The sequence below is a fragment of the Arthrobacter sp. AL12 genome (assembly GCF_029960645.1).
Lineage (GTDB): Bacteria > Actinomycetota > Actinomycetes > Actinomycetales > Micrococcaceae > Arthrobacter.
The window spans coordinates 83,276-102,896 of record NZ_JASBQY010000003.1 but is presented as its reverse complement, the minus strand read 5'-3'; the positions used below and the strand labels follow the sequence as shown (position 1 = coordinate 102,896).

25 protein-coding genes and 1 pseudogene are annotated in these 19,621 nt (G+C 68.1%); 10 read left to right on the top strand and 16 right to left on the bottom strand.

Annotation, left to right across the window (positions count from 1 at the left end):
• The first annotated feature begins 16 nt into the window (after positions 1–16).
• Complete coding sequence (locus QK291_RS04865; protein ID WP_282379663.1) at positions 17–1,198, top strand: acyl-CoA dehydrogenase family protein; 1,182 nt, start codon at positions 17–19, stop codon at positions 1,196–1,198.
• Positions 1,199–1,208: 10 nt separating this feature from the next.
• Here QK291_RS04865 and QK291_RS04860 read toward each other — a convergent pair.
• The 6 genes and pseudogenes from QK291_RS04860 to QK291_RS04835 all read right to left on the bottom strand — a co-directional run.
• Positions 1,209–1,790 (bottom strand): annotated as a pseudogene (locus QK291_RS04860) (SDR family oxidoreductase); the annotation flags it as partial.
• Positions 1,791–3,068 (bottom strand): glycosyltransferase 87 family protein, encoded by a 1,278-nt coding sequence (locus QK291_RS04855; protein WP_282379661.1) that lies wholly within the window; start codon positions 3,066–3,068, stop codon positions 1,791–1,793. It lies immediately after the preceding pseudogene.
• A gap of 5 nt (positions 3,069–3,073) precedes the next feature.
• The gene (locus QK291_RS04850) at positions 3,074–4,291 is read right to left on the bottom strand and encodes a cystathionine gamma-synthase (RefSeq protein WP_282379659.1); all 1,218 of its coding nucleotides are present in this window, start codon (positions 4,289–4,291) and stop codon (positions 3,074–3,076) included.
• 90 nt (positions 4,292–4,381) lie between these two features.
• Entirely contained in the window at positions 4,382–5,767 is a 1,386-nt protein-coding gene (locus tag QK291_RS04845; RefSeq protein WP_282379657.1) for a cystathionine beta-synthase, read from the bottom strand.
• Positions 5,768–5,996: 229 nt separating this feature from the next.
• Positions 5,997–6,431 (bottom strand): VOC family protein, encoded by a 435-nt coding sequence (locus QK291_RS04840; protein WP_282379655.1) that lies wholly within the window; start codon positions 6,429–6,431, stop codon positions 5,997–5,999.
• Between the two features lie 70 nt (positions 6,432–6,501).
• Positions 6,502–6,888 (bottom strand): VOC family protein, encoded by a 387-nt coding sequence (locus QK291_RS04835; protein ID WP_282379653.1) that lies wholly within the window; start codon positions 6,886–6,888, stop codon positions 6,502–6,504.
• Between the two features lie 166 nt (positions 6,889–7,054).
• On the opposite strand from QK291_RS04835, the gene QK291_RS04830 reads away from it, so the two are divergent.
• On the top strand, positions 7,055–8,047 hold the full coding sequence (locus tag QK291_RS04830; protein WP_282379651.1) for a 3-methyladenine DNA glycosylase: 993 nt from the start codon (positions 7,055–7,057) through the stop codon (positions 8,045–8,047).
• Positions 8,048–8,229: 182 nt separating this feature from the next.
• Here QK291_RS04830 and QK291_RS04825 read toward each other — a convergent pair whose 3' ends face one another.
• Positions 8,230–9,906, bottom strand: coding sequence for an AMP-binding protein (locus tag QK291_RS04825; RefSeq protein ID WP_282379649.1), 1,677 nt, complete (start codon positions 9,904–9,906; stop codon positions 8,230–8,232).
• 101 nt (positions 9,907–10,007) lie between these two features.
• Between QK291_RS04825 and QK291_RS04820 the strand changes: the two genes are divergently transcribed.
• Positions 10,008–10,286 (top strand): antibiotic biosynthesis monooxygenase, encoded by a 279-nt coding sequence (locus QK291_RS04820; protein ID WP_282379647.1) that lies wholly within the window; start codon positions 10,008–10,010, stop codon positions 10,284–10,286.
• Between the two features lie 151 nt (positions 10,287–10,437).
• Here the strand turns inward: QK291_RS04820 and trxA are convergent, their stop codons facing one another.
• Complete coding sequence (gene trxA / locus QK291_RS04815; RefSeq protein WP_282379645.1) at positions 10,438–10,845, bottom strand: thioredoxin; 408 nt, start codon at positions 10,843–10,845, stop codon at positions 10,438–10,440.
• A 225-nt stretch (positions 10,846–11,070) separates the two neighbouring features.
• Between trxA and QK291_RS04810 the strand changes: the two genes are divergently transcribed.
• Both QK291_RS04810 and QK291_RS04805 read left to right on the top strand, forming a co-directional pair.
• A complete protein-coding gene (locus tag QK291_RS04810) occupies positions 11,071–11,367 on the top strand; it encodes a hypothetical protein (protein WP_282379643.1) in 297 nt (98 codons plus the stop codon).
• Entirely contained in the window at positions 11,364–11,969 is a 606-nt protein-coding gene (locus QK291_RS04805) for an ABC transporter permease subunit (RefSeq protein ID WP_282379641.1), read from the top strand. Before QK291_RS04810 ends, QK291_RS04805 begins: the two co-directional genes overlap by 4 nt.
• Here the strand turns inward: QK291_RS04805 and QK291_RS04800 are convergent.
• Positions 11,884–12,429, bottom strand: a complete 546-nt coding sequence (locus QK291_RS04800) for an acyl-CoA thioesterase (RefSeq protein WP_282379639.1) — start codon at positions 12,427–12,429, stop codon at positions 11,884–11,886. The genes QK291_RS04805 and QK291_RS04800 overlap by 86 nt on opposite strands.
• Before the next feature lie 10 nt (positions 12,430–12,439).
• Complete coding sequence (locus QK291_RS04795) at positions 12,440–13,180, bottom strand: Type 1 glutamine amidotransferase-like domain-containing protein (RefSeq protein WP_282379638.1); 741 nt, start codon at positions 13,178–13,180, stop codon at positions 12,440–12,442.
• A 60-nt stretch (positions 13,181–13,240) separates the two neighbouring features.
• Here QK291_RS04795 and QK291_RS04790 point away from each other — a divergent pair, with 60 nt between their 5' ends.
• Entirely contained in the window at positions 13,241–13,729 is a 489-nt protein-coding gene (locus tag QK291_RS04790; protein ID WP_282379636.1) for a GNAT family N-acetyltransferase, read from the top strand.
• Positions 13,730–13,751: 22 nt separating this feature from the next.
• Here the strand turns inward: QK291_RS04790 and QK291_RS04785 are convergent, their stop codons facing one another.
• From QK291_RS04785 to QK291_RS04765, 5 genes are all read right to left on the bottom strand, one after another.
• The gene (locus QK291_RS04785) at positions 13,752–14,156 is read right to left on the bottom strand and encodes a VOC family protein (RefSeq protein WP_282379634.1); all 405 of its coding nucleotides are present in this window, start codon (positions 14,154–14,156) and stop codon (positions 13,752–13,754) included.
• A gap of 73 nt (positions 14,157–14,229) precedes the next feature.
• The gene (locus tag QK291_RS04780; RefSeq protein ID WP_282379632.1) at positions 14,230–14,772 is read right to left on the bottom strand and encodes a GNAT family N-acetyltransferase; all 543 of its coding nucleotides are present in this window, start codon (positions 14,770–14,772) and stop codon (positions 14,230–14,232) included.
• A gap of 21 nt (positions 14,773–14,793) precedes the next feature.
• Positions 14,794–15,519, bottom strand: a complete 726-nt coding sequence (locus tag QK291_RS04775; RefSeq protein ID WP_282379630.1) for an MgtC/SapB family protein — start codon at positions 15,517–15,519, stop codon at positions 14,794–14,796.
• Between the two features lie 83 nt (positions 15,520–15,602).
• Positions 15,603–15,947, bottom strand: coding sequence for a hypothetical protein (locus QK291_RS04770; RefSeq protein WP_282379628.1), 345 nt, complete (start codon positions 15,945–15,947; stop codon positions 15,603–15,605).
• A gap of 15 nt (positions 15,948–15,962) precedes the next feature.
• Positions 15,963–16,685, bottom strand: a complete 723-nt coding sequence (locus tag QK291_RS04765; protein WP_282379997.1) for a GAF and ANTAR domain-containing protein — start codon at positions 16,683–16,685, stop codon at positions 15,963–15,965.
• A gap of 246 nt (positions 16,686–16,931) precedes the next feature.
• Between QK291_RS04765 and QK291_RS04760 the strand changes: the two genes are divergently transcribed.
• Genes QK291_RS04760 through QK291_RS04750 form a run of 3 tightly spaced genes read left to right on the top strand, consistent with a single transcriptional unit; the run spans position 16,932 to position 18,806 of the window.
• Positions 16,932–17,657 carry a GAF and ANTAR domain-containing protein gene (locus tag QK291_RS04760; protein WP_282379626.1) on the top strand — a complete coding sequence of 242 codons (726 nt, stop codon included), beginning with the start codon at positions 16,932–16,934 and terminating at the stop codon, positions 17,655–17,657.
• A gap of 52 nt (positions 17,658–17,709) precedes the next feature.
• Entirely contained in the window at positions 17,710–18,345 is a 636-nt protein-coding gene (locus QK291_RS04755; RefSeq protein ID WP_282379625.1) for an ANTAR domain-containing protein, read from the top strand.
• A complete protein-coding gene (locus QK291_RS04750; RefSeq protein ID WP_282379624.1) occupies positions 18,345–18,806 on the top strand; it encodes a DUF1810 domain-containing protein in 462 nt (153 codons plus the stop codon). The genes QK291_RS04755 and QK291_RS04750 overlap by 1 nt, the downstream gene beginning before the upstream one ends.
• Before the next feature lie 145 nt (positions 18,807–18,951).
• Here the strand turns inward: QK291_RS04750 and QK291_RS04745 are convergent, their stop codons facing one another.
• Positions 18,952–19,266: a hypothetical protein gene (locus QK291_RS04745; RefSeq protein ID WP_282379623.1), complete on the bottom strand. Its 315-nt coding sequence runs from the start codon at positions 19,264–19,266 to the stop codon at positions 18,952–18,954.
• A 166-nt stretch (positions 19,267–19,432) separates the two neighbouring features.
• Between QK291_RS04745 and QK291_RS04740 the strand changes: the two genes are divergently transcribed.
• Entirely contained in the window at positions 19,433–19,618 is a 186-nt protein-coding gene (locus QK291_RS04740; protein WP_282379621.1) for a hypothetical protein, read from the top strand.
• The last annotated feature ends 3 nt before the right edge of the window (positions 19,619–19,621 follow it).

Here is a 19,621-nt window from a genome sequence, read left to right as displayed (position 1 = left end):
GCCGTAGGATGCTGGAATGAGCAACAACGCGGACGTGTCCGACATCCTGGCAATCGATTCCCTGCTGAGCGCCGGGGAACTGGCTGTCCGGGAGCGGGTCCGCGATTTCACGGACCAGCGGATCCGTCCCGGCATCGCGGGCTGGTACGACGACGGCGTCTTCCCGCTGGAGCTGGCCCCCGAGCTGGGGGAACTTGGCGTCCTCGGGATGCATCTGGAGGGCTATGGCTGCCCGGGCCGCTCCGCCGTCGAATACGGCCTGGCGGCGATGGAGCTGGAGGCCGGCGATTCCGGGATCCGGACCTTCGTCTCCGTGCAGGGCTCGCTGGCCATGACAGCCATCCACAAGTGGGGCTCCGAGGAGCAAAAGCAGGAGTGGCTCCCCCGGATGGCCGCCGGCGAACTGATCGGCAGCTTCGCGCTGACCGAGCCCACCGCCGGCTCGGACCCGGCCTCTATGCAGACCTTCGCCCGCCGCAACGGCTCCGGCGACGACGGCGGCTGGATCCTGGACGGCACCAAACGCTGGATCGGGCTCGCCTCGGTGGCCGACGTGCTGGTGGTGTGGGCAATGACCGACGACGGCGTCCGCGGCTTCCTGGTCCCCGCCCGCACCGCCGGGGTCACCGCGACACCGATCGGACAGAAGCTCTCGATGCGCGCCTCGATCCAGTGTGATGTCGCGTTCGACGCCGTCCGGCTGGGTCCGGAGGCCCTGCTCCCGGCAGCCCGCGGGCTGCGTGGCCCGTTCAGCTGCCTGAACGAGGCCCGCTACGGGATCGCGTGGGGTGCGATGGGCGCGGCCCGGGACTCCTACGAGGCCGCACTGAAGTACTCGCAGGAGCGGCTGCAGTTCGGCAAGCCCCTCGCCGGCTACCAGCTGACCCAGGAGAAACTCGTCAACATGCTGCTCGAGATCCAGAAGGGCACGCTCGTGGCGCTGCAGCTGGGACGGCTCAAGGATGCCGGGAAGCTGCGGCCCGAGCAGATCTCGCTGGGCAAACTGAACAACGTGCGTGAGGCGATCGCGATCGCCCGCGAGGCCCGGACCATCCTGGGCGGGAACGGGATCACTCTGGACTATTCGCCGCTCCGGCACGCCGCCAACCTGGAGTCCGTGCGGACCTACGAGGGCACCGACGAGGTGCACACCCTGGTCCTGGGCCAGCACATCACCGGGCTGGCCGCCTTCCGCTAGCCCCGGCGCCTCAGGCGGAGAAGCCGCCGTCCGCCTTGACCAGCTGGCCCGACACCCAGCGGTCCTCGGCCGAGAGCAGGAACGCCACCGTCCCGGCCACATCCGCCGGGGTTCCGAGCCGGCCGCCGGGCTGCCGCCGGGCCAGTTCTTCACGCAGCGGCCCGTCCATCCAGCCGGTGTCCACGGGACCGGGATTGAGCACATTGGCGCTGATCCCCAGCGGCCCGAGTTCCCGCGCCGCCGCCGTGACGATCCGGTCCAGCGCGCCCTTGGACGCGCCATAGGGCAAATTGAACGCGGTGTGGTCGAAATGCCGCTCGAAGCTCTCCAGGGAGGTGTCCAGGATGCCCGAGTCCACGGATTCAGCATGGCTGAGCACCAGCCCCTGCAGCGGCCCGGCCTCCGCCGCGATCGCCTCCATCAGCCCGCCCACGGCCTGCGGGTCCTGGAAATCCGCCGGCAGTGCGACGACAGCGGCGCCGGTGGCCTGCAGCTCCGTGGTGAGCCGTTCGACGTCGTCCGGCTGTACACCCCACGGCATCCGGGCGTCGTAGTCCTGCCAGTAGGTCAGCACGAGGTCCCAGCCGTCGGCTTACCCGCGGGGGCGGAGCGCGGCGCGGGAGGGCCGGTAGGCCAGCGCCCAGAACACCAGCATGGCGATCCCGCAGAGCACGCCGAGGCTCGCCACGATCAGCTGCCACTGGGTCTGCGGGTCCTTGCCCCATTCGGCCGCCCCTGCCATGACGGACAGATACTTGGGCGTCAGGTAGAAGGCCAGGGCCGAGAACGCGACGATGATCCACCCGGCGAGGCGCATCCGGCCGTTCCGGGACGGCACCCGGTGGATCGCGAAGCCCATGCAGGGCAGCGCCACCGCCATCCACACCCAGTGGTGGGACCAGGACACCGGGCTGATCAGGAGCATCAGCACGGCGGTGGCCGAGACCGCGACGAAGTTCTCGTCGGCGTCCACGGCCCACGCGATCACCAGCGCGGCCACCGCGGTCAAGGCCAGCGAAAGCACCAGCCACAGCATGCTGGTCAGGCCGGAATCCGGCAGTCCCAGGTGCAGCAGCAGGCCTTTGACCGAGAGGTTGTCCACGTAGGCCGGCCCGCCGATCCGCCCGGTGTCAGGCAGGATCTTGGTCCAGAAGGTCAGCGAGGCCGTGGGCAGGATGGCCCAGGCCAGGCCGATCGAGCCGAGGAACCCGGCTGCCATCCAGCCGAGCGCCTTGAAATCGCGGCGGACCAGGAAGTACAGCCCGAACGCCAGCGGGGTCAGCTTGATCCCGGCCGCGATGCCGATCAGCAGCCCCGCGGGCCAGCGGATCGCCCCGGCTCGGGCCTTGCCGTAGAGCGCGAAGTCGGCGAGGATCAGGCCCATCAGGATGATGTTGATCTGGCCGAAGTCGAAGGTGTCCCGCCACGGGCCCAGGAGCAGGATCGCTGCCGTGCCGGCCAGTGCCACGGCGCGGAAGCGCCAGTCGGCGAACGCGTTCCGCCAGCTGCCAAGCCGGAAGTAGTGCCGCGCCAGCCAGGCGGACACGGTCGCGGCGCCCAGCAGGGCCGTGCTGATGAACACGAGGCTGCCGCCGCCCTGGCCCAGCGTCGCCATCGCCGCGAACAGCAGCGCCGCGAACGGCGGGTAGGTGAACGGCAGCCCGTCCCGCGGCGCGTAGAGCTCGTTGACGCCGGCCTCCCCGGTCTGCAGCACCCGGCTGCCGCCGTAGAAGTACACCTCGAAGTCGTTCATCAGCGGGATGTAGGCCGAGTACAGCACCACCAGGGCGAGGACGACGGCGAGCGCGCCGGCCGCCGTCGCGAGCCAGCCGCGTGTGGTGGAGGGCGTGGCCCTGGTGGTGGTGGTCACGGCGCTTAGCTGCCTGACGCGCCGGCCGCGGAGTCGAGCTGCGCGAAGGCCTGCTCCAGGTCGGCGATGAGGTCCTCGACGTCCTCGATGCCGCAGGAGAGCCGGATCAGGTTGACCGGGACGGCGAGTTCGGTGCCCTTGACCGAGGCGTGGGTCATCTCCGAGGGGTAGTTCATCAGCGATTCGATCCCGCCGAGCGACTCGGCCAGCGTGAACACGGAGGTGGACTCGGCCACCTTGCGTGCCGCCGCCTCGCCGCCCTTGAACTGCACGGAGATCATGCCGCCGAACTTCTTCATCTGCTTCTTGGCCAGCTCGTGCCCGGGGTGGGAGGGCAGTCCCGGGTACAGGACGGCCTCGACCTCGGGGCGCTGCAGCAGCCATTCGGCCACGGCCTGCGCGTTGTCGCTGTGCCGGTCCATCCGCACGCCCAGGGTCTTGAGGCCGCGGGTGGTCAGGAACGCGTCCATCGGGCCGGAGATGGCACCGACGGCGAACTGCACGAAGCCGATCTTCTCGGCCAGCTCCGCGTCGTTGACGATGATGGCGCCGCCGACGACGTCGGAGTGCCCGCCGATGTACTTAGTGGTGGAGTGCACCACGATGTCGGCGCCAAGGGCCAGCGGGTTCTGCAGGTACGGCGAGGCGAAGGTGTTGTCCACCACGAGGAGGGCACCGGCGTCGTGCGCCAGCGTGGCGAGGGCCGCGATGTCGGTGATCTTCATCATCGGGTTCGACGGCGTCTCCACCCACACGAGGCGGGTCTTGCCCCCGTTTGATCCACCCGCCGCCACGGCCTGCGCGACGGCGTCGAGGTTGGACATGTCCACCGGGGTGTTGCCGATGCCCCACTCCCCCAGCACGCGGGCGATCAGCCGGTAGGTGCCGCCGTAGGCGTCGTTGCCGAGCACGATGTGGTCACCGGGGCGGGTGAGCGCGCGGATCATGGAGTCCTCGGCGGCGAGGCCGGAGCTGAAGGAGAACGCGGCGGTCCCGCCCTCCAGTGCGGCGAGCTGTTCCTGCAGCGAGTCACGGGTGGGGTTGGTGCCGCGGCCGTACTCGTAGCCGGCGCGCAGCACGCCGATCGCTTCCTGGGCGTAGGTGGTGGAGAAGTGCACGGGCGGCACGACGGCGCCGGTGCGCGGCTCGAACTCCTGGCCGGCGTGCACGGCGCGGGTGTTGAAGCCGGGGGTGGGTACGGAGGAGCTTTCTGGCAAAGACATGTGCGTTCCTTTCGTCCGGCGGCCGGGTGCCCGGGAGGGCGGCCCGGCTGCCGGGTCAGTGGCTGAGGTCAGTTGCGGGCGTCAGTGGCGTCAGTTGCTCAGGTAGGCGAGGAGGTCGTGGCGGGTCAGGATCCCCACCGGAGCGCCGACGAACGTCACCATCAGCGTGTCCGAGTCGGAGAGGAGGTCGCGGGCCGTCTGGATCGATTCGAGCGAACCGATCACCGGCAGCCGGGCCTCCATGTGTTCGGAGATCTTGTCCGAGAGTTTGGCCTCGCCGCGGAACAGCTTGGCGGTCAGGGTGCGCTCGTCCACGGCGCCGAGGACCTCGCCCATCACCACAGGGGGTTCCTGGGACAGCACCGGGATGTGGGAGACGCCGTACTCGTTCATGATGTTGATGACGTCGCGGACGCTCTCGTTCGGGTGGATGTGCACGAGGTCCGGCAGCTCCCCGGTCTTGGCCTTGAGGATCTCGCCCACAGAGGCTTCGTCGCCGCTGGCCAGGAAGCCGTACGAGCGCATCCACTGGTCGTTGAAGATCTTGGCCAGGTAGCCGCGGCCGGAGTCCGGCAGGATCACGACGACGACGGCGTCCTCCGGCAGGTCCTTGGCGACCCGCAGGGCGGCGACGACGGCCATGCCGGAGGACCCGCCCACGAGCAGGCCTTCCTCGCGGGCCAGCCGGCGCGTCATCTCGAAGGATTCGGCGTCACTGACGGCGATGACGTCGTCCGGGACGGACTTGTCGTAGTTGGCGGGCCACATGTCCTCGCCGACACCCTCGACGAAGTACGGCCTGCCGGTGCCGCCGGAGTAGACCGAACCGGCAGGGTCCGCGCCGATGATCTTGACCACGCCGCCGTCGGCCTCCGCGCGGTGGGCGGAGACTTCCTTGAGGTAGCGGCCGGTGCCGGTGATGGTGCCGCCGGTGCCGGCGCCGATCACGCAGTGGGTGATCCGGCCGTCCGTGTCGCGCCAGATTTCCGGTCCGGTGGATTCGTAGTGGCTGGACGGGGCGGCCGGGTTGGAGAACTGGTCGGGCTTGTAGGCGCCGGGAATCTCGGTGACGAGCCGGTCCGAGACGCCATAGTAGCTCTGCGGGCTGTCGGGGGGAACGGCGGTGGGCGTGACCACGACCTCGGCGCCGTAGGCCTGGAGCACGGCGCGCTTGTCCTCGCCGACCTTGTCCGGCACCACGAAGACGCAGCGGTAGCCCTTCTGCTGGGCCACGAGGGCCAGGCCGACGCCGGTGTTACCGGAGGTGGGTTCCACGATGGTGCCGCCGGGCAGGAGCTTGCCGGTGCGTTCGGCCTCCTCGATCATCTTGACCGCGATCCGGTCCTTGATGGAACCGCCGGGGTTCAGGTATTCCAGCTTCACCAGGACCGTGGCCCCGATGCCGTCGGTAACGTGGTGCAGCTTGACGAGCGGCGTATTGCCGATGAGGTCCAGAACGGACTGGGCGTACTTCATAGGTACAAAGTTACAGTCTCCGCCGGCTTGGGGCCGCCCCGGGCACGGCGGCGCGGCCCGGGAGGCTGCCGGTGCATGGTGGTGGAGGCCCTGCACGCGAACGGCCTCACGCAGTTCCTGACCGGGTTCGCCGTTGCCGGCGAGGGCCTGCCGGCCCTGCTGCAGCTCGCGAGCCTAGGCGCCGGTGCGGCGACCACGGTGAACAATCTGCCGGCGTGCCCCGCGTGCCTTACGCGCCGATGTCGTTCGCCCCACCCGCCCCGGCAGCCGCGTCGCCTGCCGCCGGCGCGGCGTTCTGCCACAGGCCGATGATGTTGCCTTCGGTGTCCCGGAAATAGGCGGACCAGCCCATGGTGCTAACTTCCTGCCGCGGCAGGACGGTGCTGCCGCCCAGGGCGTTGATCTTCTCCAGCGCCGCGTCGATGTCCTCCACGTCCACCGTGATAACCGGGGACGTGAGTTCCCCCTCGCGGCGGAACATGCCGCCGTTAATGGACCCCGGAACGGCGGGCAGGCCCGTCTCATCCATCGGCGTCGTCATGAGCATGGCGTAACTCAGCTCCGGCATGGCATCTATTCTCCAGCCGAGCGCCGACCTGTAGAACTCCCGGGCGCGGTTCTCATCGTCTGCGGGGATTTCGAAATGGATTACTCCGCCAGCCATCACATTCTCCTTAGAACAGGAACTCGGTGTCTCGGTCCATGGCGAGGGCAGTCCACGCCACAGCGAAAGTCTAGGACGGTGCCGCGTTCTGCCACAGACCCACGATGTTGCCTTCGGAGTCCTTGAAGTAGGCGTTCCAGCCAGACCCCGGAACCTCCATTTTTTCCCGATGAACAGAACCGCCCTGCGCCACGATTTGCTGCAGGGCAGCGTCAATGTCCTCCACATCCACTGTCACCACCGGGGCTGTGAGCTGGCCGGTTCGCCGGAACAGTCCGCCGTTGATGGAACCGGGCACCGCCGGCCTGCCCTGCTCGTCCAGCGGCGTGGTCATCGCGAGGCTGTAGTCCAGCTCCGGAAGCACCTGGAACTCCCAGCCGAAAATGGAACTGTAGAACTCCCGGGCGCGGGTCTCGTCGTCTGCGGGGATCTCAAAATGTACTACTCCACCAGCCATCACACTCTCCTTAGAACGAGGGTTCGGGGCCCTCAGGGCGGGCGCGGGCGCCCACGCCACAGCCGGAGTCTAGTACCGGTCAACGCCGGGGCTAAGGGCCGTCCGGCCTTTGCTTCCGCAGGCAGCGGGCAGCGGCGTTGTCAGGCGTTCGTGGAATCATGGTCGGATGACCATTGCAGACGTCCCCGCCGGCGTGGCCGCCGCGGCGGACGCCTCCCTGCGCTGGCTCCCGGGCGGCCCCTTCGACCTGATGCAGACCATCGGGACGCTGCTGCGGGGGCACGGCGATCCGTCCATCCGCACGACGGCGGACGGCCTCTGGATGGCGTTCACCACACCATCGGGTCCGGCGACGCTCCGGCTGGCGGTGGCTTATCCGTCGGGCTGTCCGGCGGCGGGTCCCGCCGTCGAGATCCAGGCCTGGGGGCCGGGTGCGGCCGAAGCCGCCGCGTCCGCTCCGCGGATGCTGGGCCGCGACGACGACTGGTCCGCCTTCGATGAGCCCGCGTTCCACGCCACGCTCCCCCGGCTGGTGGTTGAGGCCCGACGCCGGAACCCCGCCGTCCGGCTGCCCGCCACCGGCCGCCTGGTCGATTCCCTGGTGCCCACGATCTTGGAGCAGAAGGTCACCATGGTCGAGGCCCGGCGCGGCTACCGCTACCTGATGTACCGCTACGGCACCCCGGCCCCCGGCGCTGGCACCGTTGCGCCGGCGAACCTGCTGGTGCAGCCCACGCCTGAACAGTGGCTGCGCATCCCGTCCTGGGAATGGCACCACGCCGGCGTGGGTCCGCAGCGCTCGGCGACCGTCATGCGCGCGCTGCGCTCCGCCGCCGCGCTGGAGCGGCTGGCGGCGCTCCCGGCCGCGGAGGCGTCGGCGAAGCTGCAGACCATCCCCGGCATCGGCGTGTGGACCGCGGCCGAAGTGATGCAGCGCACGCACGGCTGCCCGGACTCGATTGCGGTGGGCGACTACCACCTGGCGGCGTATGTGGGGGCGGCGCTGACCGGGCGCCGGACCGACGACGCCGGGATGCTCCGGCTGCTGGCCCCGTGGGCCGGACACCGGCAGCGTGTGGTCCGGATGATCGGGCTCAGCGGCTTCCGCAAACCCACCTTCGGCCCGCGGATGACCATCCAGGACCACCGCGGCCACTAGGCGCGCCCCTGCCCTCCCAGGAAGCAAGGGGGGCCGGCGGTCCCGCGCCCGTCACCACGCAGCCACGCCTCGGACCGGCCCCGCAGCACTCCGGGGGCACTTTGGCGCGGACACGCCGCCAATCTTGGCGCCGGCATCGAACTTTGCTCCCAAAATGCCCCCGGAGCGCCGGAGACCTCGACTTAGAGGCCCAGCCGGGCCACCGCTTCCTGCCGCATGTCCACCTTGCGGATCTTGCCGGAGACCGTCATCGGGAAGTCCTCGCGCACATCCACGTAGCGCGGGATCTTGTAGTGCGCCAGCTTCCCGCGGCAGAAATCGGCCAGGCTGCCGGCATCCAGCGGGGCCGCACCGGGCTTGAGGATGACGCACGCCATGAGCTCCTCACCGTACTTGGCGTCCGGCACTCCGATCACCTGCACGTCCTGGATGTCCGGGTGGGTGTACAGGAACTCCTCGATTTCGCGGGGATAGACGTTCTCCCCGCCCCGGATCACCATGTCCTTGATCCGTCCCTCGATGACGATGTAGCCGTTATCGTCCATCCGGGCCAGGTCCCCGGTGTGCATCCAGCCGTCGGCGTCGACCGCCTCGGCGGTCTTGTCCGGCTGGTTCCAGTAGCCCTTCATGACGGAGTACCCGCGGGTGCACAGTTCGCCGATCTCGCCGCGCTGCATCACGTCACCGGTCATCGGGTCCACGACCTGGCTTTCCAGCTGCGGCATCGTCCGGCCCACGCTCTGGGTGCGCTGGGCCATCGTGTCCACACTGCGGGTCATGGTGGACACCGGCGAGGTCTCCGTCATGCCGTAGCAGATGACCACATCTGTCATGTTCATTTCCGTGATGACCCGGTTCATCACCTCGATGGGACACAGCGAGCCCGCCATCACGCCGGTGCGCAGGGTGGAGAGGTCATAGGAGGCAAAGTCCGGGAGCGCGAGTTCGGCGATGAACATCGTGGGCACGCCGTACAGCGACGTCCCGCCGAAGTCCTGCACGGCCTCCAACGCGGCGGCTGGAGTGAACCCCCGGCCCGGGATGATGGTGGCGCAGCCGTGGCTGAGGGCGGCCAGGTTTCCGATCACCATGCCGAAGCAGTGGTAGAACGGCACCGGCAGCACCACCCGGTCGTGCTCGGTGTACCCCATCAGCTCGCCTATCGAGTAGCCGTTGTTCAGGATGTTGTGGTGCGAGAGGGTGGCCCCCTTGGGGAACCCGGTGGTTCCTGAGGTGTACTGCAGGTTGATCGCGTCGTGGGGGTCCAGCCCGGCCATGCGCGCCTTCAGCTCGGCATGGCCGACGTCGTCGGCCCGCTTGAGCAGCTCCGCGAACGTGCGCTCCGACGGGGATTCGGGGACGCCGGCGGTGAGCCCGGGCAGGCCTGCGTCGGGCAGGAACACGAGATCGCGCAGCTCCGGGCACTCGGCCAGCGCCTGCCGGGCCATGCCGGTGTAGTCGCTGTTGCGGTCCGACGGCGCCGCGACCAGCATCCGCATGCCGTTCTGCCTGACCACGAACTCCAGTTCATGGCTGCGGTACGCGGGATTGACGTTGACCAGGATCGCCCCGGTCTTGGCCGTCGCGTACTGCAGGATGGTCCACTCGGCACAGTTCGGGCTCCAGATGCCGATCCGGTCACCCTTGGCCACGCCCAGGGCCAGCAGGGCGCGGGCGACACGGTCGACGTCGTCGTTCAGCTTGGTGTAGCTCCAGCGCCGGGCCTCTTCCCCCGGCACGGCCGCGGCCTCGATCAGGGCATCCTGATAGGGGTACCGGGCCACGACCCGTTCGAAATTGTCGCCGATGGTTTCCTCGAGCAGCGGGACGTCAGTGTCCCCGGCTGTGTATGCAAGCATGATGTGACGCTACCAACACTCGGGCCCCAAAAGAAGAGTAAAGCTTGGATGTCCTACGAAATCTTCGGGACACATTGCCCACGCCCGGTATTGTAAAAACCATGAGCGCACCCATTGACCTTAAGGCCATCTTCATCCCCAACGACGGCGAGTTCTTCCGTGTGAAGCTCGCGCTGGAGATCGCGATAGACGAGGTGGTCAACGAACCCGGCTGCATCCGCTACGAGCTCACCGAGGCCAGCGAGGACAAGCTGGTCCTGACCGAACGGTGGACCTCGCAGGAGGACCTGGACACGCACTCGAAAGGCACCGCGGTCCAGGACCTCAATGAATCCCTCAGCGCCCTGCTGGCCGAGCCGGTCAAACTCGTGAAGCTCTAGCCGGACCCGACACCACGACAGAACGCCGAAACCACGACAGAACAAAGCAACGCGGGGTCACTCCCCGCCCATGATCTTCCGATAAATGGGCGCGGAGTGACCCCGCGTTGCTGTTCAGAGGTCAGTTGCTGCTGCCGGTGAGAGGTGGCGCTTAGGCCTCCGGGATCTGGCTTCCGTCCTGCTGGCCGGACGCGGCGGCGGCCTGGGACCGGGCCACGTGCGCGTGGACTTCCTCCATATCCAGGGCCTTGACGGCGTCCACGACCTGCTCCAGCTGCTGGGCATTCAGCGCGCCCGGCTGGGAGAACACCAGCACCTTCTCTCGGAACGCCATCAGCGTCGGGATGGACGTAATGCCGGCCTCGGCCGCGAGCTGCTGCTCGGCCTCGGTGTCCACCTTGGAGAAGACGACGTCCTTGTGCTTCTCGGACACTGCGGCGTAGGTGGGGCCGAACTGCTTGCAGGGGCCGCACCATTCGGCCCAGAAATCAACGAGGACAATGTCATTGTCCTCGACGGTGGATGCGAACTGTTCACCTGTAAGGTCTACGGTAGCCATGGGTCAACGGTACGCGAGCAGCGCCGGCTTGTCCCCTGCATTTCGCTGTTGGCACATCCATGTGACGGCCCTCCCGCGCCCCCTGCCGTCCGGCCCGGGGCCCTGGGACCCCAGCCCGCACGGCACCGTCGCCACCGTTTACAGCCTGCGGGCAGCCCCGGTCCGGCACGTGCGGTTTACTGCCGCCGGGATTTCGGCGGCCGACGCCGGCGCGCTGCTGGCGGGGTGCCCGGGATTGGTCACCTTGAGGTGCTTCCGGCGGGCGACGGCGTCGAGTTGTCCGCCACGCTGGGCGGCGCGATCCGGCCGCAGCTCCAGGTCCTGGCCACCCTCAAGCTCACCGAGCTGGTGCTGGAGGAGCCGGACCTCGAGGAATCGGTTCTTGAGCTCTACGGCACCATTCGCGGCAGCGAAAACGGCGGGAACGGCGCCGGCTACAGGAACGGCGGGAACGGCGCCAGCAACAGGAACGGCGGAAGGGGCGTGGACATACGCCGCCGACGGGAAGGACACGGCGGATGAGCAAGCCGCTGCCGCTGTTCACGCGGGCGTTCGTGGACTCTTGGCGGTCCACGCTGGGGTGGGCGGCCGGACTCGCCGCCACGATCTTCATCTACCTGCCGCTCTATCCCTCGATCGGCGGAAGCCCGGAGATGCAGGGTGTGATGGATGCCTTCCCGCCGGAGATGATCAAGGCCCTCAACTACGACCAGATCACCTCGGGACCCGGCTACACCCAGGCCACGATGTTCGGGCTGATCGGCTTCCTGCTGATGACCATCGCCTCGGTGGCGTGGGGTCCGGCGGCGGTCGGCGGGGACGAGGAATCAGGCCAGCTGGAACTCACCCTGGCGCACGTCGTGACCCGCTCGCAGGTGGTCCTGGAGCGGGCGCTGGCCATCCTGCTGCGCGTGCTGCTGCTCGTGGCCCTGGTGTTTGTGCTGATCCGGCTGCTCGCCGGTGCGGTGACGGGCCGGAAGACCTACGGGCTGGCGGCCGGCGCCGGCGTCGGCGTCCTGGACCGGCCCCGGCCCCGGCTCAGGCCCAGACGTGGGGCGCCGGGCGCCGGGCGCCGGGGAGGGCGTTGGTTTCGCGCCATTCGTGGATCCATTCGGGCAGCTTGAGGTCCGCCGGCGGCGCCCCGAACTCGCGGAGGATGTCCGCCTGGCTGACCGGTTTTCCCTTGCTGACCAGGCGGGTGGCGATGAAGGCGCGGGCGTAGATTTCCCCGTCCACCACCACGCGCTGCTCGAAGTAGATGGCTTTCTCGTCGAGGCCAATGATCTTCGTTTCGATCGTGTACCGCTGCCACAGTTGCAGCGACCGGCGGAAGGCGATGGTCTCCCCGGCCGCCACCGGGCTCCATCCCCGGCGGCGCATGGCCTTCCAGGTTCCGCTGCGGGCCATCAGGTCGAACCGGCCCAAGTCCATCAGCGAGAAATACATGCCGTTGTTGACATGCATCGCGATGTCGATGTCGGTCGGCAGGACCTTCAGCGGCAGCGAGGAGGTGTCCCAGATGCTCAGCGGGGAGCGGCGGGCGGACGTGAACAGCAGGACGAGTGTGCGCAGGAGCAGATGCATGGGACCAATGTTACCCGCGAGTAACAACACTGCCAAGGACCGAGACCGTGGCCTTGGGGCCGGGACCGCGGATGAGCCAGCAGTTGTTCGTACCGATCACCCGCTGCTCCCCCGGGTCCGCATGCGGCAGCACCAGGGCCGTGTTCTCGTCGACAGCCACCGCCCTGTCGACCATGCCGTGCACGACGGCGGAGACCGCACGTCCCAGTGTGCCGGCCTGCGCGGCGTGGACGTCGACAGCGAACGGAACGAGGCCCAGGCCCTCGCGGAGCTCCACCTCCCCGAGGCCCTCGGACGCTTCCTCGGGGCACACCTCGACGCCGCGGATCCGAAAGCCGCCGACAATCGCCCGTTCCGGCGCCACCATGGCGCCGGCAGAGAAGCCCAGATAGGGGGCGCCCGCGGCTACTGCCTGGCGGATGGCGGGCGCGGCGCTCCGCAGGTCCTCGGCGTAGACGGGGGTGGGGCCGCCGCCGACGACAATCGCATCGACGCCGTCGAACGCCCGGGGGTCCACGGGTCCGTGGCGGTGGAGCAGGACCGTCGACACCTCACTCGGCGTCCTCCGCTGCAGGGGTTCCAGATAGGCGGGGAGGAAATACTCGGCGCTGCCTTGGTGGTCAACCAGCACCACGGCAATCCGCGGCGGCCGGCCGCCCCCGGCGCGGTGCCGCGCCTCCGCGCTGAACTGGTCGAGGATCAGGGGAGTCGACACGGTATCCGGGCCGCCGCCGACCAGAAAGATGCTCATGGCTTCAAGGTACCCGGATCGCTGCCAGGGGTGCGCGGAAATTGGTATTACCCTTTGCGGATGGGAACAGAGCTGACCGTTCGGGCCGCCGCGCTGGAGGATGCGGCCGGCATTGCGCGGGTGCACCTCCAGGCCTGGCGCGAGAGCTACGCCCACCTGCTGCCGGCCGAGACCCTGGCGGGGCTGCAGCAAGGTCCGCGGGAGGAGCGGTGGCGCGCAATCATCGCCGCCGCCACCACGGACACCTGGGTGGCCTGCGCCGGGACGGACATCATCGGCTGGGCGAACGCGGGGACCGGACGCGATGAGGACGGACCCCGGCCCCAGGAGCTGGAGGGCATCTACGTGCTCGCCAGCCACTACGGCTCGGGGGCGGGGCAGATGCTGCTGGACGCGGCCGTGGGCGACGCCGGCGCATACCTCTGGATTGCGGAGGACAATCCGCGGGCCCACGCCTTCTACCGGCGCAACGGCTTCGTCCCGGACGGGGCGACCTCGGCGCATAAGCTGGTCGGCACCCCGGTCCGGATCCAGCGGATGGTGCGCTGAGCCTCGCCCCGGGCAGGGCCCCTCAGTCCGTGGCGATCAGCTCGGCTTCGAAGCCGTCGGAATTCACCAGGTACGCGGCGAAGTGGTTCGGGCCGCCGGCATGCGGATACTGCTCCGGGAACAGCTCATGCCAGCCGTGCCCGACGGCGGCCGCGGCGAGCGCGGCGACCTGCACCCGGCTCCCGGCGCTGAACGCCAAATGGTTGAGTCCGGGAGCAGTGCGGTCATGCTCCCGGCCGCTGAGGGCCGGGGATTCCTCTACGACGATGTAGGTCGGCCCCCGCCGCCAGCTGCACCCGTCCGGCCAGTCCTGGTAGTCCTGGTACCCCAGCCGGGCCAGGAGCCAGCCCCATTCGTCCCTGGCGCGGCCAAGGTGCGGCACCCACAGTTCAACATGGTGCAGGGCCCCGAGCGATTCATCAGTCACCCAGAGAGTCTCGCACGTCCTGGCTCGCCGGGTTCCCGCGGTTTCGGTAACTGGCGCTCCAGTATCCGGCGCCTCAGAACAGGATTCGCTGGAAGAGGACGTGGTCCCGCCAGCCCCCGGCAATGTTGAGGTAGGCCGGCGCCACGCCGATTTCCGTGAAACCGGCGCGCTTGAGGATCTTCTGCGAGGCTGCGTTGGGCTGGAGGGTGGCGGCCTGCAGCCGGTGCAGGCCCAGTTCGTCCCGCGCCGCCTCGACGGCGAAGGCGACCGCCGCGGAGCCGATCCCCCGCCCCGTGTAGTCCTTGTCCACCCAGTACCCTAGGTGGGCGCTGAGGAACGGCCCGCGGACGATGCCACTGAGGGTCATCAGGCCCACAATCGATTCCCCGTCCGCCAGCACCCACGGAACGTCGGATCCCGCGATGAACAGAGCCAGCTTGGACTGGACGCTCATCATCTGGCCCTCGACGGTGAAGAACTCCTCGGCCCGCAGCGGCTCCCAGGGTGCCAGGTGTTCGCGGTTGCGCAGGTAGGCGGCGCACATCGGTTCCGCGTCAGAGGCTCTCAACAACCGGATCCGGACGCTGCCCGCCAGGGCCCTGGTGGTCCCGGTCATCCGAAAGCCCCCGGCAGCGCCTCAGTCTTCGTCATCGTCGTCGTCGTCCTCGCTCGAATCGGTCCCCCGGACAATCACGCTGGCGACACCGTTCAGGTCCATCAGGGGAAGAACCAGGTTGCGCAGCGGGTGGCGGCCGAAGAACCGCACCTCCATCGAGACCATCGGTCTTTGCTCATCGCCGGTCCTTCGGGTGCGCAGGATCGAGGAACTGAACCCCATGGTGGCGGCGATTTCGAGGATCTGCCGCAGCACGCCCTGGCCATCGGCGTAATCGATGTGCATCAAGCGGTTCCTGTCCACGGAGGGAATCCTGCGGACGGCCGGGGCAATCACAAACAGCGTCAGGAGGTGGAAGACCGTCAGCACGGCGCCGAGGGAGACCATGCCGGCTCCGCAGGCCATGCCCACCGCGGCAGATACCCAGATGGTGGCGGCCGTGGTGAGGCCGCGGACCACGTCCCGGCCCTTGAAGATAACGCCGGCGCCCAGGAAGCCGATGCCGCTGACGATCTGGGCCGCGATGCGGGACGGGTCCACGACGGCTCCGGGCTCCGTCACGAAAGCGAAGCCGTACGCGGACACGAGGGTGAACGCGCACGAGCCGAGTCCCACCAGCACATGGGTCCGGTAGCCCGCGCTCTTCTGCCGGACCTGCCGTTCAATGCCGATCGCTGAACACAGCACGAACGTCGCGGCCAGCAGACCGGCTTCCACCAGGCTGGTGTCGGTGAAGAATGCGAACATGGCTCCCACCTTCCTTGGCCGGTCAATCAGCGGCGGACCGGCCCGGATCACTCACCCTAGTGCTGACTCTAGCAAGGCGGCAGTCAGCCGTCGTCGGGCTTCTTTTCGGACCCCTCGGCGGACCCGTCATCGGACTCATCGTCCGGCTCGTCGTCGGGTGTGTTGACGGGGGCATCGACGCTGTACGAGGCCCGGGGCGCCCTGGAGTACAGTTCATCGAGGCGCTCGTTCAGCGCATGGGCGAGGATGTCGCGCTGAAGTGCTGGCAGCGCGATGGCGCCATGGAGGTACGCCTCCACCTCGAACTGTCCGGCGTGGCCGCCGAGGGTGAAGTACCTGAGCCACAGCTCTTCAAGGCTGACGTCGGCATGGCGCAGCGATTCGGCAAATCGCCGCCGCTGTTCGCTCTCCTCGTCGCCCAAGGCCATGCCGTCGTCCTGCGCTTAATTATCGAAGGGTCTGGCCGCAGCCAGCAGTTCCGCCGCGACCAGTGCCAGAGGCTTCCCTGTCTGCCGCGACAGCATCATCAAATCCCTGAATGCGGCATCATCGTTGGTGCTGTTCCGGGCCATCAGCAGGCCCTTGGCCATGCTGATGGTGTCCCTTTGGGCCAGGGATTCCTGCAGGCGGTCACTCAGCGTCCGGGCAGCCTCACGGGCGTGCGAATGGATGACAAAGAGGGTCGCCTGTTCGGCAAAGAGTTCGGCTAAACGGACCGTGCCGTTGCCGGCGAACTGGCCGCCGTCGGAGTAGACCTTCACGGCTCCCAGTGCAAGACCGCCGGAAAGCAGGGGGCAGCTTACTGAGGAGGCAATTCCCAAGCCAGCAGCGGCGGGAGCCCAGCGCTTCCAGCGCCGGTCCGAGGCCAGATCCTCTACAAGGACCGTTTCTCCGCTCGCCCAGGCCGTGATGCAAGGGCCTTCCTCCAGCGCGTACTGCAGCGCGTCGGCTTCCGCCACAACGGCGTCGGACGCGGCAGTCGTCTGCCGCAGGCCCGAATGGTTGATCAGGGAGACCCCGGCACCGATCGCGCCGGGAATTGCCGCAGTCGCGGCGTCGGTGATCAGCCGGAGGGCGTGGGCCACCGTCTCTTCGGTCAGCAGCAGCTTGGTGGCGCGGGCGAAAACAGCGGTGATCTCGTCAGCCAGCGGCAGTTCCACGCTCATTTTCACCTCAGAAGTACATACCGGCGGTATGCCAGCCGGCGCGTATCGCCACAGGTTCCAAGCATACGGCGGGCTGGCCGGGGGCGCCTATATTCACAGGCCCCCGCACGGCGTAGTGTCGGTAGTAGCTGGATGTTGGCCGTGACAGGTCCGGGTTTCGCTATTTGGGTTGCGGGCGATCAAGAGTCCGCAGCCGCTGAGCCGGCGCGTCACATACGTTCAGGCGTTCGTAGGATTGAGACCGGCATGGTTCCCGGTACCGGCGCATCTCCCTCACCCGAGCAACTGCAGGATCTCCTGCTGGAAAGTCCAGGGTTCACCGACTTTCTTCTTGGTTTGACCACCATCTCCGCGACCCGCCTCGGCGGTCCGGAGCCCATGCTGTGTGCCATCACGGTGGAACGGAACGGTTCCCCCGCCACTGTCGCCAGCAGCTGCGAGGAAGCGAAACGGCTGGACGAGAAGCAATACACGTTCGACGACGGGCCCTGCCTGACGGCCTTGCGGAGTGGAACCACCGTCCTGGTTCCTGACGTGGCGGCTGATGACCGCTGGGCGCACTACGCCTCGACGGTTTCCGGCGAGGGCATCCGGTCGGTGCTGGCCGTGCCGATCACCACGGATCCGGGCTCAGCCGCGGCCCTGAACTGCTATGCCCGCACGAGCGGCGTTTTCGACAGCGAGACGGTCGCGGAGGTGGAGCGCCACGCCGTCTCCATGTCCCGGATATTGCGGCTGGCCCTCAAAGTCCACCCTCCGGAGATTTACCCGGAGCATCTCCAGTCCGCCCTGAAGTCCCGCGCCGTCATTGACGCCGCCGTCGCCCTCATCATGATTCAGAACAGGTGCAGCAGGGAGCAGTCCCTGGAACTGCTCCATCTGGCCGCCAGGGCAACCGACACGAAGCTCCACACCATTGCCGCGGATATCCTGGAGGGCGCTTCGCTACCCTCGGTGGATCCTCCGGAATAGGATGGGAGAAAGCCGCCGTTTGTGAGCGTGCGGCTGGACTTGGGGGCAGCAATTGCGTGAGAACCGTGACGTATCGGCGCACAATATCAGAGTCGACGTCAGCGGCGGCGCCAGCACACTGCTGGGGCTTTTACTGGAGGGCACCCGGGCGGGGTCCGGCGTCGACGATTTCCTGGCCGATCTGGCCAGCCTGGCGGCGGCGGAACTCTCGCACCCGGGGTCCGAGGTGTCCTGCGGGATCACCGTCCACCGGCGGAAGCAGGTTTCCTTAGACGCGGGCAGCACCAGCGAGGGATCCGTCAGCACGCTTCGGATCCCGATCGTGCTCGACGATGACAGCTCGGCGGTCGTTAACTTCTACTCGCCGCGGACCGAGGCATTCTCCAACGACGATGTCGAGCACGCACAGCAGTTTGCCGTCGAAGCCTCCCGCGCCCTCCTGCTGGCGTTGAGGTTCTCGCAGCTCAGCGACTCCAGGGATGACCTTGCCGCCGCCATGCAGTCGAGGACCATCATCGACATAGCGATCGGGGCGATCATGGCCCAGAACCGCTGCGGGCGGGAGGCCGCCTTCAAGATCCTCCGGAATACCTCCAACAACAGGAACATGAAGATCCGCGATGTTGCGGCGGCCGTTGTGGCCTCCATCGCCGGCGATACCGACATGACGGCCCGGTTCGAAGAATGATGTCAGCCGGAACCGGGGAGGACGCCGCGGCGGATCCGTTCGATCTGGAACGGTTCATCACAGCCCAGAACGCGGGCGGCACGTACCGGCACGCCCTCGAGGAACTCCTCGCGGGTTCCAAGCGCAGCCACTGGATGTGGTTTGTGTTCCCGCAGATCGCCGGGCTCGGGCAGAGCCCGGCCGCCCGAAAGTATGCCGTGACCTCGCTCGATGAAGCGAAGGCGTATCTGCGCCACCCTGTGCTGGGTCCGCGGCTGGCCGAATGCGCCGGTGCCGTGGGCGGTCTCGAGGGCCGCACCGCGGGGCAGATCTTCGGCGGCACCGATGAACGGAAGCTGCACTCCTCAATGACCCTCTTCCTCCGGGCCGACCCCGGGCAGGGGGTCTTCCGGGAGGTCCTTGCGAAATACTTCGACGGGCTGCCCGATGCCGCCACCGACGGGCTCCTGGGCAGGGATTAGGGCGCCCATCCCATGATCGGCATTGGCTCCATCGTCATCCGTGTCGATGATCTCCGGCACCAACTGGATTTCTGGACTGCCGCTCTGGACTATGCGCCCCGGCAGCCTCCCGGTGGGGACTTCGTCGTCCTCGAGACGCGGCCCCTCACGACAGCGGAGGCACGGCGCCGTACGACTTCGGCACCGCGTAAGGGTTGACCGGACGGTCCTCGTCCAAGGACGAAGGCTCCCTGTTGGCGTAGGTCCGCGCGGTCTTCAGGTCGCGCGAGCGCCGGTGCAGTCCGAAGCCGAGCAAACCGAGTCCGGCTGCCAGCAGCGCCAGTCCCAGAACAAACAGACCCGTCACTCCCGCATCGGCACTGCCAGTGGCCACCTGGAAAAGCGGCGTCGGCAGGACAAATATGGCCGTAGCCAGGGCAAGGCTGCCCGCCACGATCTGCCGCGTTCCGTTGGACTTCATGGTTCCCCCTCCACTGTGTGTCGCTGGTTCCAGTAAAGCTGGCCCCCGTGCGATCCGGAAGGGCATCCGTACCCCCCGGGCATTCCCCGGTTCGGCAGGCAGGGGTATCGACGCGCGGCGGGATGGGGAGGAGGATTAAAGCGCAGTCACGATAAGGAGGTCAGTGATGTGCTATCAGTACAACAGGGAGTTCCGTCGGGACATCAAGAAGGATGAATCGAAGGACACCCAGGTGCGCCCGGAGCCCCGGGTGGAAGAGCCTGGCTTCAAGTTCTGGGCTTTCCCCCGCCGCAGCAGGGAATTCACCGTCGAGGAGCCGGCCACGACTGACCGGACCACCGAGAAGGTCTAGCTG